This is a genomic window from Anaerotruncus colihominis (genome assembly GCF_010206195.1).
Taxonomy (GTDB): domain Bacteria; phylum Bacillota; class Clostridia; order Oscillospirales; family Ruminococcaceae; genus Anaerotruncus; species Anaerotruncus colihominis_A.
Genome location: NZ_VIQT01000022.1, coordinates 129,016 through 142,451, shown reverse-complemented (window position 1 = coordinate 142,451; position 13,436 = coordinate 129,016). Strand labels below are relative to the sequence as shown.

Annotated in this window: 12 protein-coding genes and 1 other annotated feature; of the genes, 8 read left to right on the top strand and 4 right to left on the bottom strand. The window is 54.3% G+C overall.

Going from position 1 to position 13,436, the window contains the following annotated elements; translation table 11 throughout:
• Positions 1-444: 444 nt before the first annotated feature.
• Positions 445-1,596 carry a DEAD/DEAH box helicase gene (locus tag FMM72_RS15925; RefSeq protein WP_160210938.1) on the top strand — a complete coding sequence of 384 codons (1,152 nt, stop codon included), beginning with the start codon at positions 445-447 and terminating at the stop codon, positions 1,594-1,596.
• 488 nt (positions 1,597-2,084) lie between these two features.
• Here FMM72_RS15925 and FMM72_RS15920 read toward each other — a convergent pair whose 3' ends face one another.
• Entirely contained in the window at positions 2,085-2,690 is a 606-nt protein-coding gene (locus FMM72_RS15920) for an HAD family hydrolase (RefSeq protein WP_162221979.1), read from the bottom strand.
• A gap of 31 nt (positions 2,691-2,721) precedes the next feature.
• Positions 2,722-3,225 carry a prolyl-tRNA synthetase associated domain-containing protein gene (locus tag FMM72_RS15915; protein WP_162221978.1) on the bottom strand — a complete coding sequence of 168 codons (504 nt, stop codon included), beginning with the start codon at positions 3,223-3,225 and terminating at the stop codon, positions 2,722-2,724.
• A 165-nt stretch (positions 3,226-3,390) separates the two neighbouring features.
• Positions 3,391-3,636: a binding site (T-box leader), on the top strand.
• 73 nt (positions 3,637-3,709) lie between these two features.
• Here FMM72_RS15915 and FMM72_RS15910 point away from each other — a divergent pair.
• The 7 genes from FMM72_RS15910 to FMM72_RS15880 all read left to right on the top strand — a co-directional run bounded on the left by FMM72_RS15910 (position 3,710) and on the right by FMM72_RS15880 (position 9,841).
• On the top strand, positions 3,710-4,456 hold the full coding sequence (locus FMM72_RS15910; RefSeq protein ID WP_162221977.1) for a methionine ABC transporter ATP-binding protein: 747 nt from the start codon (positions 3,710-3,712) through the stop codon (positions 4,454-4,456).
• Positions 4,453-5,121 carry a methionine ABC transporter permease gene (locus FMM72_RS15905; RefSeq protein ID WP_162221976.1) on the top strand — a complete coding sequence of 223 codons (669 nt, stop codon included), beginning with the start codon at positions 4,453-4,455 and terminating at the stop codon, positions 5,119-5,121. Before FMM72_RS15910 ends, FMM72_RS15905 begins: the two co-directional genes overlap by 4 nt.
• A 75-nt stretch (positions 5,122-5,196) precedes the next feature.
• Positions 5,197-6,105, top strand: coding sequence for a MetQ/NlpA family ABC transporter substrate-binding protein (locus FMM72_RS15900; RefSeq protein WP_160210943.1), 909 nt, complete (start codon positions 5,197-5,199; stop codon positions 6,103-6,105).
• 775 nt (positions 6,106-6,880) lie between these two features.
• Positions 6,881-7,822 carry an L-lactate dehydrogenase gene (locus FMM72_RS15895; protein WP_160210944.1) on the top strand — a complete coding sequence of 314 codons (942 nt, stop codon included), beginning with the start codon at positions 6,881-6,883 and terminating at the stop codon, positions 7,820-7,822.
• Between the two features lie 213 nt (positions 7,823-8,035).
• The gene (locus tag FMM72_RS15890) at positions 8,036-8,461 is read left to right on the top strand and encodes an Hsp20/alpha crystallin family protein (RefSeq protein WP_160210945.1); all 426 of its coding nucleotides are present in this window, start codon (positions 8,036-8,038) and stop codon (positions 8,459-8,461) included.
• 215 nt (positions 8,462-8,676) lie between these two features.
• Positions 8,677-8,928, top strand: coding sequence for a hypothetical protein (locus FMM72_RS15885; protein ID WP_162221975.1), 252 nt, complete (start codon positions 8,677-8,679; stop codon positions 8,926-8,928).
• Between the two features lie 73 nt (positions 8,929-9,001).
• On the top strand, positions 9,002-9,841 hold the full coding sequence (locus tag FMM72_RS15880) for an NYN domain-containing protein (RefSeq protein WP_160210946.1): 840 nt from the start codon (positions 9,002-9,004) through the stop codon (positions 9,839-9,841).
• A gap of 894 nt (positions 9,842-10,735) precedes the next feature.
• Here the strand turns inward: FMM72_RS15880 and FMM72_RS15875 are convergent.
• A complete protein-coding gene (locus FMM72_RS15875; protein ID WP_160210947.1) occupies positions 10,736-11,572 on the bottom strand; it encodes an Mrp/NBP35 family ATP-binding protein in 837 nt (278 codons plus the stop codon).
• A 454-nt stretch (positions 11,573-12,026) separates the two neighbouring features.
• Entirely contained in the window at positions 12,027-13,406 is a 1,380-nt protein-coding gene (locus FMM72_RS15870) for a uracil-xanthine permease family protein (RefSeq protein ID WP_160210948.1), read from the bottom strand.
• Between the last annotated feature and the right edge of the window lie 30 nt (positions 13,407-13,436).

The window sequence follows — 13,436 nt, the reverse complement described above, 5'->3', positions numbered from 1 at the left end:
CGTATCGCCCTGGCCATAACCCGGTATAATAACCGCTTTGCGGTTATTATACCATGTCCGCGAAGCGGCATGGTATAATTGGCCATCGGGGCGGCAGCGGGCCGCGCCCGCGTATCGCCCTGGCCATAACCCGGTATAATAACCGCTTTGCGGTTATTATACCATGTCCGCGAAGCGGCATGGTATAATTGGCCATCGGGGCGGCAGCGGGCCGCGCCCGCGTATCGCCCTGGCCATAACTCGGTATAATAACCGCTTTGCGGTTATTATACCACAGAATGAAGCCCTATAGTGAATATTCGGAAAAATTTTGTAAATTTATACTTGGCCATCCTGATAGCCCTTTACGCAGGGACAAGCTGTGTGGTATACTATTCTTATAATTGGAGTGGTATGCAAAAATGCAGGCGGATGCCTGCACAGGAACAAAGGGAGAATCAGAACATGGCGCAGTACAGTGATTTATTGCTTTCGGAAGAAACATTGAAGGCCGTGGAGCGCATGGGCTTTACGGAGTTGACTGAAATACAGGAAAAGGCAATCCCTGTCATGCTTGAAGGGCACGAGATCATTGCCAAGGCGCCGACAGGCACTGGCAAAACGTGTGCGTTCGGCGTGCCGATCATGGAAAAAATCGACCCGTCTGTTTTGGCCGTGCAGGCGGTTGTGCTCTGCCCGACGCGCGAGCTTTGCACGCAAATTGTGGATGAATTGCGCGAGCTTGCGCATTTTCGTCCGCAGGTGCGCGTCGCTGCGGTATACGGCGGGCAACAGATCGACCGGCAGATCAACGCCTTAAAGCGCGGCGCGCAGATCGTCGTCGCAACGCCCGGCCGTATGCTTGACCACATGCACCGCCGCACAATCAATCTTTCCAAAGTATCCATCGCCGTGCTTGACGAGGCCGACGAGATGCTCGACATGGGATTTTATAAGGATGTGTGTAAAATTCTGGACCGTCTGCCAAAGGAGCGCCAGATGGTCATGTTTTCCGCGACGATTTCCCGCGAGGTCATGGATATCGGTTGGCTTTATCAGCGCGACACGGTCGAACTGACGGTCGAGCCGGTCAAGGAAAGCCAGCCAAAAATTCATCAGTACATGCTTGAAAGCGTTGGCCGGCAAAAGCTCGCCGATCTGTGTTATATCCTTGAGTTGAACGACTTTCACAAGGTCATGATTTTCTGCAATACCAAATATTCGACCGCAAGTCTGAGCAATCTGCTGCGCGAACGCGGCTTCAATGCCGATTGCCTCAACGGCGATATGCGCCAATCCGAGCGCAACCAGATTATGGCCCGGTTCCGTTCCGGCGAGATCGGTATCCTTGTCGCCACCGACGTGGCGGCGCGCGGCATCGACGTGCTTGATGTCGATGCGGTCTTTAATTATGAAATCCCGCTTGAAAATGAATATTACCTCCACCGCATCGGCCGGACCGGCCGCGCCAAAAAGGAGGGCGTCTCCTATATTTTCTATGGACGCGACGAGCTGCCGCGCCTGCGTCCCATTATCCGTTATACGCGCTCGCGCGTCATTGAGCTTGAATTCAACGAATCCGGCGAACTTGTGGAAAAGGGATTGTTCCAGCCGTAAAAATGTACGATCCGCCAAACCGCGCCCCGCATATGTGGGGCGCGGTTTTTTCATTGCCGCGCTGCGGCGCGGCCTGTTTTTATGCAGCGCCTGCCCCGCTGTTCGCGGCACAGCCTGTATAAATGCCGGGACCTGCCCCACTATTCGCGGCGCAGCCTGTATAAATGCCGGGACCCGCCCCGCTGTTCGCGGCGCAGCCTGTATAAATGCCGGGACCTGCCCCACTGTTCGCGGCGCAGCCTGTATAAATGCCGGGACCCGCCCCGCTGTTCGCGGCGCAGCCTGTATAAATGCCGGGACCTGCCCCACTGTTCGCAGCGCAGCCTGTATAAACGCAGCGCCTGCTCCACTATTCGCGGCGCGGCCTGTTTTTACGCAGTGCCTGCCCCGCTGTTCGCGGCGCAGCCGATTAAAGTTTTTTGCCGAGGCTTTTTTTCAAAAAAGCCGGAAAGTTTTTTGGCTTACCTTTTTTTCAAAAAAGGTAAGTTTCAAAAAAGCCGGAGGCGGGCTTCCAGGGTGCGGATCAGGGAAGCCGGATCGGTGAACACAACGCCTTCCATGCCGCAGGCCCGGGCGGTCGCGATATTCTCCTCCCTGTCGTCGATAAAGAAGCACTCGGCCGGGTCAAGCTCGTAGGTAGAAAGCAGCGTCTCGTAAATCGCGCGATCAGGCTTCATCTGCTGGACATAGGCCGACACGATCACGCCGTCAAGACAGTCGTAAACTGGGATCTGTGCGCGGTAGCGCGCAAAACGCACGCTTGCGTTTGAAAGGAGATAAAGCTGATACCCACGCTGCTCCAGGGAACGGGCATAATCATTTGTCTCTTGAATTGGCTCGAAATAGCGATCCCAGTTGAGAAACACATTCTCCGCAGCGTCATGCAGCCGCTCAGGCAAAGCCGACAGGATGCTGGAAAGCGCCTGTTCCTCATCAATGGATCCCGCATCCAGAGCTATCCACTCGGGACCGGAGAACACATGCCCGCACAACAGCCTTTGATCCTCCTGATTGTCAACAAAACGGGCAGCCAGCTCCATGTCGTCAAACCGCATCAGAACGTTTCCCATGTCGAAAATAATATTTTTAATCATACGCGCTCCCCTTTCCAGCCTACCGGCCAGGTCATGTGGCGTCTGTTGCCAACGTAATAAAGTGGACGGTGTTCCCATTGCCCCTGACAACGCGCAGCAGGTCGTCAAACGCCAGCCAGACCGTCGCGGTGTTGTCGTTGGGATGGACGCCAACGCGCGGATTCCCCTCGAGCGACCGGTCGAACACAACCTCGACGGCAGCGTCCGCATCATTGACGACGCCCAGCGGCGTCACTTCGCCCGCCGTCAACCCGAGGTGTTTTTTCAGACGCTCCGCGGATGCAAAGCTCAGCCTTGCCGAGCCAAGCTGCGCTTCGATCGATTTGATATCGGCGCGGCAATTCCCAGGAATGACAACCAGGAAATGGCGGCGGCCCTTGGCGTCGCGCAAAAATAAATTTTTACAGACCATACCGACGTTTGTCAATCCCAGGCGTTCCATCTCCTCAATGGTAAAAACGGCCGGATGCTCCGTCAGCTCATAGGCGACGCCAAGCGCGTCGAGCCGGGCGAGCGCCGCGCTCCGATCGGACATATCAAAAAGCCCCCTCGCTTGCTTTTTACAAAATGACTGCTAACATGTTCATTTTATCATACTCATATAGGAATTACAACGAAAACAGCTTTTTCCTCTTGACGAAACGCAAAAAAGCAGTATAATAACAACTACACAACTACAAAAAAGGTTTGCAAAAAACTGTGAAAGACGCTGAAAAGAAGAGTAAGCTGTCAGAACCGCAGCAGAGAGCCTCGGTTGGTGAAAAGAGGCGCGGGGAACACAGCCGAACATGGTCTTGGAGTCCTGCGGGCGAAAGCTTTTAGTCCGCGGCGGGTTCGCCCGTTAAAGCGACAGGCGGTCGGTATCAAGCCGGACGCCGGTGAGGCTGCCGCGCAGACGCGGCGGTAAAGCAGGGTGGTACCACGAAGCGGCGCTCTCGTCCCTGGACAATCTGTCCGGAGACGGGGGCTTTTTTGTTGTTTCCGCCTCTGCGGGCGCGCAGGATGTTGGAGGGATTGCATTGATAAAAATCAGCAATGTATCAAAAATATTTAATGATAAGTCGGGGGAGGTTGTGGCGCTGCGCGGCGTCAACCTTGAGATCGGCAGAGGCGATATCTTCGGCATCATCGGCATGAGCGGCGCCGGCAAATCGACACTTCTGCGCTGCCTGTCCACGCTGGAAACGCCGACTTCCGGCTCCATCACGCTTGACGGGACCGACCTCGCGTCGCTTTCGGGCGCGCGTTTAATTGAAATACGCCGCAAAATGGGCGTTGTCTTCCAGGGCTATAACCTGCTGATGCAGCGCACGGTGCATCAAAACATTGCGTTTCCGCTCACGCTTGGACACGCCGCCAAGACGGATATTGACCGGCGCGTCAAGGAGCTTCTCGATCTGATCGGGCTGGCCGACCGCGGCGACAGCTATCCCTCGCAGCTCTCCGGCGGCCAGAAGCAGCGCGTCGCCATTGCGCGGGCGCTCGCCACAAGCCCGGAGGTGCTCCTGTGCGACGAACCGACCTCCGCACTTGATTCCCTTACGACAAAAAATATCCTGGAGCTTCTGCATGATATCAACCGCAAGCTGAACGTTACAATCGTTATTATTACGCATGAAATTGCCGTTGTGCGGGCCATCTGCAACAAGGTCGCCGTGATCGACGCCTCCGAATTCGTTGAATGGGGCGACACCGCTGAGATTTTCAAAAACCCGAAGCATGATATGACAAAGCAGCTTCTTGGATATGAGGTGATGAAAAAATGATGGAGCTTTTGCAGCGATACGGTCCCATGCTTCTGGAGGGCGCCGGCGCAACGCTCGTCATGGTGCTCGGCTCGACCGTCTGCGCTTACATACTCGGCCTGCCGATGGGCGTGCTGCTGCGCGTGACCGATCGCGGCGGCATTATGGAAAACCGTGTTTTCAATTCCGTTTTCGGCTGGATCGTCAACATCCTGCGGTCCCTGCCGTTTATTATCCTGATGGTGGCGCTGTTTCCGTTTACAAGGCTGATCATGGGCAAGATCATTGGTACAGCCGCCGCCTGCGTGCCGCTGACCATTGCGGCCGCGCCGTTTGTCGCGCGCCTGGTGGAAAGCTCGCTGTCGGAAATCGACAACGGCGTTGTGGAGGCGGCCAAGTGCATGGGCGCGACCAACAGCCAGATCATCCTTCGCGTGATGCTTCCGGAGTCGCTGCCCTCTTTGATCCGCGGCCTGTCGATCACCACCATCACCCTGATCGGTTATTCCGCGATGGCCGGCGCGGCAGGCGCGGGAGGGCTTGGCGACATCGCGATGCGCTATGGCTTTCACCGTTATGAACCAAAGGTTATGATCCTTACGATTATCCTGCTGATTATCATCGTCTGCCTGATACAAATCATCTTCGATCACCTTGCGGCGCGCGTCGATAAGCGCAACCGCTGATTCATTCATCCATCGCCGGGATGCGGCCGCTTCCGGTATGATAGAAATCTTTTGATTAAAAGGAGTCTCAAACATATGAAATCAATCAAACAACTGTTCGCGTCCGCGCTGGCCCTGACCTGCGCGCTTTCACTGGCAGCCTGCGGCGGGTCCGCCGCGCCTGCTTCCTCGTCCGCGCCCGCCCCGGCGCCGTCCACAGCCGAAGAAGCATCCGCCCCCGTTGACGCCACCGCCTCTGCCACCGTCTCCTCCGGTGACGCCGTCACGATCAAGGTAGGCGCTTCTCCGGCTCCGCACGCCGAAATTCTCGAGAGCATCAAACCGGCTTTGGCCGCCGAGGGCGTAAACCTCGAGATTGTCGAATTCACGGATTATGTCATCCCCAACATGGCGTTAGACGAGGGCGATATCGACGCCAACTATTTCCAGCACTATCCGTATCTGGCTGATTTCAACGAGAAAAACGGGACGGATCTTGTCTCCGCCGGGGCTATTCATTTTGAACCGCTCGGCATCTATCCTGGCAAGACAGCTTCCATCGAGGCCCTGGCCGACGGCGCGACCATCGCGATCCCCAACGACGCTACCAACGAGGCGCGCGCACTGCTGCTGCTTGAAAAGCTCGGCCTGATCAAGCTGGCCGACGGCGTCGGCCTGTCCGCCACCCCGCTCGATATTACGGAAAACACCAAAAATATCAAGTTTGAGGAAATTGAAGCCGCACAGGTTCCCAACGTGCTGCCCGATGTTGATCTAGCCGTTATCAACGGCAACTACGCGCTTGGCGCCGGGCTTGCCGGCAAGGTGCTGACCACAGAGGACAAGGATTCCGAGGCCGCGCAGGAGTTCGCAAACATTGTGGCCGTCCGCACCGGCGACGAGAGCCGCCCCGAAATCCAGAAGCTGATCGCCGCCCTCCAGAGCGACGAGACGGCCGCTTTCATCAATGAAAAATACAACGGAACCGTGATCCCCGTTTTCTAATCCCCTCCGGCTTTTTTTGAAAAAAAGCCTCGGCAAAAAACTTCATACCTTTTTTGAAAAAAAGGTATGCCAAAAAACTTTAGTCGGCTGCGCCGCGAATAGTGGGTTTGGCGCTGCGTAGAAATAGGCTGCGCCGCAAATAGTGGGGCAGCTGCTGCATAATTAGTTTTACGCCGCGTCGATCAAAAGTTTTCGCCCGCCTTTTTCAAAAGGCGGCGGGTGAGAAAAAAGGCAAGGCCCCTCGCGGGTCTTGCCTTTTTTCGAGGGCGGAGCCCTTTTCCCGGGCCGCAGCCCTCGTAAAAAGCGCGGCCCGCAGGCCGCAAGAATCCTGTTCACGCGCAGGGCCTTGCGTCAGCAAAAGCCATGACAGACGCTGCGCGGCTGGCATGGCTTTTGCAAGCACCTGCTTTTTTGAAAAAAGGTATGCCAAAAAACTTTAGTCGGCTGCGCTCCGGCTTTTTTGAAAAAAAGCCTCGGCAAAAAACTTCATACCTTTTTTGAAAAAAAGGTATGCCAAAAAACTTTAGCCGGCTGCGCTCCAGCCTTTTTGAAAAAAGGCTTCGGCAAAAAACTTTAGTCGGCTGCGCTCCAGCCTTTTTGAAAAAAGGCTTCGGCGAAAAACTTTAGTCGGCTGCGCCGCGAACAGTGGGGCAGATTTCAGAGTTTGTACAGGCTGCCCGCAAAAGGCGGCGCAGCCTCTTTTTATCCGCCTGAATATGGACCGCCTCGCGGGGAAAAATGGTCACAGGTTTTAAAATATAAGGAGGCGATTTTTTTGAACCTGCAAAAGTGTGCCGTGATCGGCTGCGGCGCGGTTGGTGCAACAACAGCGTTCACGCTCTTAAAAAGCGGCCTGTTTTCAGAGCTTGTCCTGCTTGACATCGATCAGAAAAAAGCCGAAGGCGAGGCAATGGACATCGCGCACAGCGTTCCCTTTGTACGGCCGGTCAACGTCTATGCGGGCGGTTATTCGGATTTGGCCGACGCGGGTATGATTGTCATCACAGCCGGGGCGGCCCAGGCGCCCGGTGAAACACGCATTGATCTTGTGCGCAAAAACGTCCGTATTTTCCAGTCGATCGTACCGCAGATCACACAGTACAGCCGTGATTCCATTCTGCTGATCGTGGCAAATCCCGTGGATATTTTAACACGCGTAACGCTCACGCTGTCCGGCTTTCCGGCGCAGCGCGTCATAGGCGCCGGCACCGTACTTGATACTGCGCGTTTAAAATATCTGCTTGGTGAACATTTGGAGGTCGATCCCCGCAACATTCATGCATTTATCATCGGTGAGCACGGCGATACGGAGCTGCCGGTCTGGAGCAGCGCCAATGTCTCCGGAATCGATTTGATTGATTTTTGCAAGATCTGTGGAAAATGCGCCGATATGTCCGGCATCCACGGACTGTTTGACGAGGTGAAAAACAGCGCCTATCGTATTATTGAGAACAAAGGCGCCACGAATTATGCTATTTCCATGGCAGTGCTGCGCATTGTCGAGGCAATCGTGCGCGACGAGCGTTCGGTACTTCCGGTATCCGTTTTGACCGATGGTCATTATGGCCTGCACGACGTCTGTCTGGGCCTGCCGGCAATTGTCGGACGCGGCGGCATCCAAAAAATTCTGGATTTCCCCTTAAACACCGAGGAAAACCGTGCGCTCTCTGCTTCTGCTGCCGCGCTCTCGGAGGTTCTCTCCAGCCTTTCAATTTGATTAGCACTCTATATATACAAGTGCTAAAATTTTCAGTTCGTTCATATATCATGTCTGGTTCTGTAACAATCATACAGTATACTGTAGTCAATGAAACAAAAAAAGTCCCCCAGGAGGACCGAAGGAAGATGGTTGCAATGTACCACCAATAGCGGACCGTACCGCGTAAATCAGGAGCAAGCCGCAGTTTCTTTTGTAAAGGGGTTTTGATTTATGTTTGACCTGATGCCTTTTGAACACAAGACCAGAAATATAGCAAATTTCTTTGATACGTTTGAAAAAACGTTCTTTAACGATTTCCCGGCCGGATTTTCGGAAATCCGCACCGATATCCTTGACAAGGGCGATCGTTATATGCTCCAGGCTGAATTACCCGGTTTTGACAAACAGGATATCAAGATTGATCTCAACGGCGAAACATTGACGATCTCGGCGCGGCATAACGCAGAAACGAACGAGGAAAATAAGGACGGCTATGTCCGCCGCGAACGCCGCTATGGTTCGTTTACACGCAGCTTTGATGTCTCCGGTATCAATACGGAGGCGATCAAAGCCGCCTATAACAACGGCGTGCTGGAGCTTGATCTGCCCAAGCGGACGCCGGCGCAGTCGCAGACGCGCCAGATTGAATTGCAATAAAGCAAGCCATACCCGCCCCGGCCGCGCGCAACTGCGCGCGGCCGGGGCCTTTTTTGCAAGATTGTCCTGTAATCTGCAAAAAAGGCCCGAAGGCTCAGATTGTAAAAAAACCAGCAGACACAGCGATGCGCCGCCGCTGAAAAAATACCTTAAATCGTAAAACCGCCCTTGCGGGCGGTTTTGTAAGAGGAAGGGTCGCGCCGGCGGGAAAACAGATGCACAAGGCAAGCCTGCGAGCCGCAATCACGATGCCCGCAGGCGTATCTCGGAATGCCGCCGCCGCTTTGCGGCGGCTCTTAACGCGTAAAGGAATGGTCGCCCGCCGGCAGCGTGTTGGGTTTCTCAACGCACTGAAGCTTCAGGCTGAGAAAAACCCGAAACCTGATGATATTTCCGTGAAAATTTTCCCCCGCACTGTAAAATTGCTCCATTCACCGCAAATCTGTGTTATACTTAATAAAAAATGATTAGGGCTTGTTTGAAAAAAGATGGAAATTTTGATTTTTTAAACAGCCCCTAGCACAGCAAAGGGGGATTTTCTTGGCGAGCGATCTGAAATTCGCAGTCCTGATCGATGCCGATAATGTATCGGACAAATACATTAAAATTATTCTCGACGAAATCTCAAACGATGGGATTGCGACCTATAAGCGCATCTATGGGGACTGGACAAAGCCTGCGCTTGTTTCATGGAAAAGCGTACTGCTTAACAACTCGATCCTGCCCATCCAGCAATACAATTACACCACCGGCAAAAACTCCACCGACTCCGCGATGATCATCGACGCGATGGACATTCTTTATTCCGGCCAGGTGGACGGCTTTTGCATTGTTTCATCTGACAGCGATTTTACACGCCTGGCGGCCCGCCTGCGTGAAGGCGGTATGGTTGTCGTCGGTATGGGCGAGCGCAAAACACCTAAATCGTTTATTTCCGCGTGTAACCGCTTTAAGTATCTTGATATTCTTGCGCAGGCTGAACCGGCTGTGCAAAAGGATGAGGATTGCCCGCGCGAGGACGCGCCCCGGCCCGCCAATAACAAGCAGGCGGACAAGCCCGCGCCGGCACAAATGGAAAAGGAAGCGGGCAGGGAAAACGCAAAGGCTGAAGCTGACCCATCGGCCGCCAAAGAGATGACCGGCCTGAAAACCATCCGAAAATCGCTGCGGATGATTGTTTCGGAAAATTCGGACGAGGATGGCTGGCTGTTCATCGGCACCATCGGCAATCTGCTCGTCAAGCGCCATCCTGATTTTGACGTACGCAATTTCGGGCATTCCAAGCTGACGCCTTTTCTTGAATCGCTCGGCCTGTTCGACGTCAAAAGCGTGCGCACGCGCGACAGCAGCGTTAAGCTGATCTATGTCCGTTTAAAGTAAACGGACGCTTAGGGGCTGTTTGAAAACCCTGAGATTGTGTGCAAAGCGACGAAGCGGCAGAATAGGCGCATGAAGAGACATGAAACCAATGAAAAACAAAAGGGTGTCGTCTGGCGGAAAACCCTTTCCTCAAGCTGAAGAGCAACCGCCGTTTTGCCACCGGATATGCGAAGAAGCCCTTCTATTTTCACGCTGTTGTCTGTCTTGCCTGTATCCTTGTTTGGTTGCTTTGATGGTTTTAAAACAGACTCCAGGGCTCCGCCCTCGAAAAAAGGCAAGGCCCGCGAGGGGCCTTGCCTTTTTTCTCACCCGCCGCCTTTTGAAAAAGGCGGGCGAAAACTTTTGATCGCCGCGGCGTAAAACTAATTACGCAGAGCCAAACCCACTATTCGCGGCACAGCCGAACTAAGTTTTTTGCCGAGGCCTTTTTTCAAAAAGGCCGGAAAGTTTTTTGGCATACCTTTTTTCAAAAAAGCAGGCGCTTGCAAAAGCCATGCCAGCCGCGCGGCGTCTGTCATGGCTTTTGCTGACGCAAGGCCCTGCGTCTGAACAGGATTCTTGCGGCCTGCGGGCCGCGCTTTTTACGAGGGCTGCGGCCCGGGAAAAGGGCTCCGCCCTCGAAAAAAGGCAAGGCCCGCCAGGGGCCTTGCCTTTTTTCTCACCCGCCGCCTTTTGAAAAAGGCGGGCGAAAACTTTTGATCGCCGCGGCGTAAAACTAATTACGCAGAGCCAAACCCACTATTCGCGGCACAGCCGAACTAAGTTTTTTGCCGAGGCTTTTTTTCAAAAAAGCCGGAAAGTTTTTTGCCGAGGCTTTTTTTCAAAAAGGCCGGAAAGTTTTTCGCCGAGGCTTTTTTTCAAAAAAGCCGGAAAGTTTTTCGCCGAGGCCTTTTTTCAAAAAGGCCGGAACTGCTCCACGGCGTCGGCGGCGGCGTCCATCCAATCGCCCTCAAACAGCTCGATCACGCCGCTGTCGCAGTTGGAAGCGAGCGAGGGATCGATGGGGATTTTGGCGAGCACCGGCAGTTTGTGACGCGCGGCTGTTTCATCGATATGGCTTTTGCCGAACAGCTCGATGCGGCGGCCACAGTCGGGGCACTGCACATAGCTCATGTTCTCCACCAGGCCAATGATCGGGATGTTCATCATCTGCGCCATTTTGACGGCCTTTTCCACAATCATGCCGACAAGCTCCTGCGGCGAGGCCACCACGACAATCCCGTCGACCGGAATCGACTGGAACACTGTCAACGGCACATCGCCTGTTCCGGGAGGCATATCTACAAGCAGGAAATCAACATCGTTCCAGATGACATCGGTCCAGAACTGTTTTACCACACCCGCAATGACCGGGCCGCGCCAAACGACGGGATCGCTGTCATTTTCAAGCAGCAGGTTGACGGACATAATATCGACGCCTGTTTTGCTGCGTGCGGGGATGAGCGCAGTCCCAGTTGAGGCGGCTTTTTCATGGACGCCGAACGCCTTGGGGATCGAGGGGCCGGTGACGTCGGCGTCCATGACGCCGACATTATAGCCGCGCCGCTTGAGCAGCACTGCGAGCAGGGAGGTCACAAGGGATTTTCCAACGCCTCCCTTGCCGCTGACCACACCGATCACGCGGCGCACGCAGCTTAATTCATTTGGCGCCTCCAGGAAATCAGCGGGATCGCTCTGCCTGCTTGGGCAGTTTTCGCCGCAGCTTGAACAGTCATGCGTACATTCGCTCATGTTGTTTTGCAGCTCCTTGCATAGTAAGATTAAAATAAGTATAGGATTTCCAGACGGCTTTGTCAAATACGCGGCCAAGCAAAAAAGAACGTCCCCTGAGGGACATTCTTTTTACAGATGTTCTATATCAAAACCGCTTTGCGCGGGAAATATTGGGCTGCCCTGCCCGCCGGACCGGTGTTCCGCCCATCCGGGGGCAGGCATGTGAAAAAAGAGATAGAAGAAAAAAGAGAGAAAGTAATAAATAAAGGCTGGAGAATGTCTTTACTTTTTATTCTGGAGGATACACCGCCTTTCCTTTTAAAGTGATTTCAGTATACAGGCCCAATGTGAAATTTATTTGAAGTTTTTTTGACGTTTGCTTAAAACTTCCATGGACAAAATGCGAAAGGCCCCCGCCGGCAGAGCAGGGACCCTTCACATTGATATGGAAAAGAAGAAGTAAATCTGTAGGTCAATTCTTTGCGGACGACGCTTCGGCAGGGTCCTTGAGGACCATGTGCAGAAGGATATTGAGCACGACGCCGCACACCACTGCGATAAACACATTGTTGTTGACAAACATCTTGACAAACGGATGGAACGAATTGGCCCACTCCGCGCCTGTGGTGGAGAAGAACACAGGCAGCATCACCGCCGTACCGATGGTGGTTCCGGCGATCAGGTTGTTGCGGGTTTCGCGCGCTTCGGAAACGACGACGTCGATACCGGAGAACATGATCATGCTCGCGGAGATCAAAAATACGGCGCCGACAATCGGACGCGGGATGCAGGCGAGCATCTGCGCAAGCTTCGGGGACAGGCCGTAAAACAGGAACATAACCGCCGCTACGCGCACAACACGGCGGGACGCAACGCCTGTAGCGGCCAGAATGCCGATATTCTGCGTATAGCTTGTGACCGGCAGCGCGCCGAGCAGACCGGAACCGATGCAGCCGAGTCCCTCGGCCATGATGCCCTTGTTGATGTGCTTAACGCGGTAAACCTGATCGCAGACGGCGCAGGTAGCGGCATAATCGCCGATTGATTCGAACATCGATCCGATATAACCGGTAAAGCCCGCGAGGATCGCCGCCGGAATCAGCACAAACGGAGCGGTCGCGCCGTCATAATTGCGGAAGGGGAACAGCTGCGGCAGGGCGAACAGATCAGCCTGGCCGACAAGCCCCCAGTCAAAGATACCGGCGATCGACGAAATAACGATGCCGATGACGACGACCGAAATCAGAACGAAGCCCTGCGACAGCAGGCCCTTGCCGCGGAATTTGAGCGTCAGCGCCAGCAGGAACGCAACAAGCGCCAGAATCAGATAGACAGGCTCATGCGAGGCGAAGATCCAGCCCAGGGCGATTTTAGCTGCAACAAAGCCGATTGTCGCCACGACCGATCCGGTTACGACCGGGGGAATGAATTTACGCAGGCGTCCCAGGACGCGCGAAACGCCGATAACGGCTTCAATCGCGCCGCCGACAAGCACAGCGCCCCACATCGCGGGGAAACCGTAGGTCGCCGCAACGCCGCCCATTGCGGTCAAAACGGATGAGGACGGTCCCTGCACAACCGGCAGACGGTTTCCGATCGTCGTCTGGATCAGCGTACCTACACCCATTGCAAGAAAGCAGGTGCGTATCATGATTGGGAGTATTGTCTCGGAAAGACCAGCCAGCGATACAAACATCCCGGCCCAGATAAACGGCGTAAAATCGACCAGTGTAATCTGCCATGCGAAAAACAGGGTTTGCCACCAGCTTTTAGGGTTTTCATCGACGCCGATCGTTACTTTGACCGTACTCTCCGGCTGTTTGTCAAAAATAGGCTGTTCAGGATTATACATTTGTCTTCCCTCCTCCGGTTAGGCGGCCGT

Bases quoted from the DNA above. Each gene is read 5' to 3' on its own strand.
- FMM72_RS15925 (WP_160210938.1), top strand. From the start codon at position 445: ATGGCGCAGTACAGTGATTTATTGCTTTCGGAAGAAACATTGAAGGCC.
- FMM72_RS15920 (WP_162221979.1), bottom strand. From the start codon at position 2,690: ATGATTAAAAATATTATTTTCGACATGGGAAACGTTCTGATGCGGTTT.
- FMM72_RS15915 (WP_162221978.1), bottom strand. From the start codon at position 3,225: ATGTCCGATCGGAGCGCGGCGCTCGCCCGGCTCGACGCGCTTGGCGTC.
- FMM72_RS15905 (WP_162221976.1), top strand. From the start codon at position 4,453: ATGATGGAGCTTTTGCAGCGATACGGTCCCATGCTTCTGGAGGGCGCC.
- FMM72_RS15900 (WP_160210943.1), top strand. From the start codon at position 5,197: ATGAAATCAATCAAACAACTGTTCGCGTCCGCGCTGGCCCTGACCTGC.
- FMM72_RS15890 (WP_160210945.1), top strand. From the start codon at position 8,036: ATGTTTGACCTGATGCCTTTTGAACACAAGACCAGAAATATAGCAAAT.
- FMM72_RS15885 (WP_162221975.1), top strand. From the start codon at position 8,677: ATGCACAAGGCAAGCCTGCGAGCCGCAATCACGATGCCCGCAGGCGTA.
- FMM72_RS15875 (WP_160210947.1), bottom strand. From the start codon at position 11,572: ATGAGCGAATGTACGCATGACTGTTCAAGCTGCGGCGAAAACTGCCCA.
- FMM72_RS15870 (WP_160210948.1), bottom strand. From the start codon at position 13,406: ATGTATAATCCTGAACAGCCTATTTTTGACAAACAGCCGGAGAGTACG.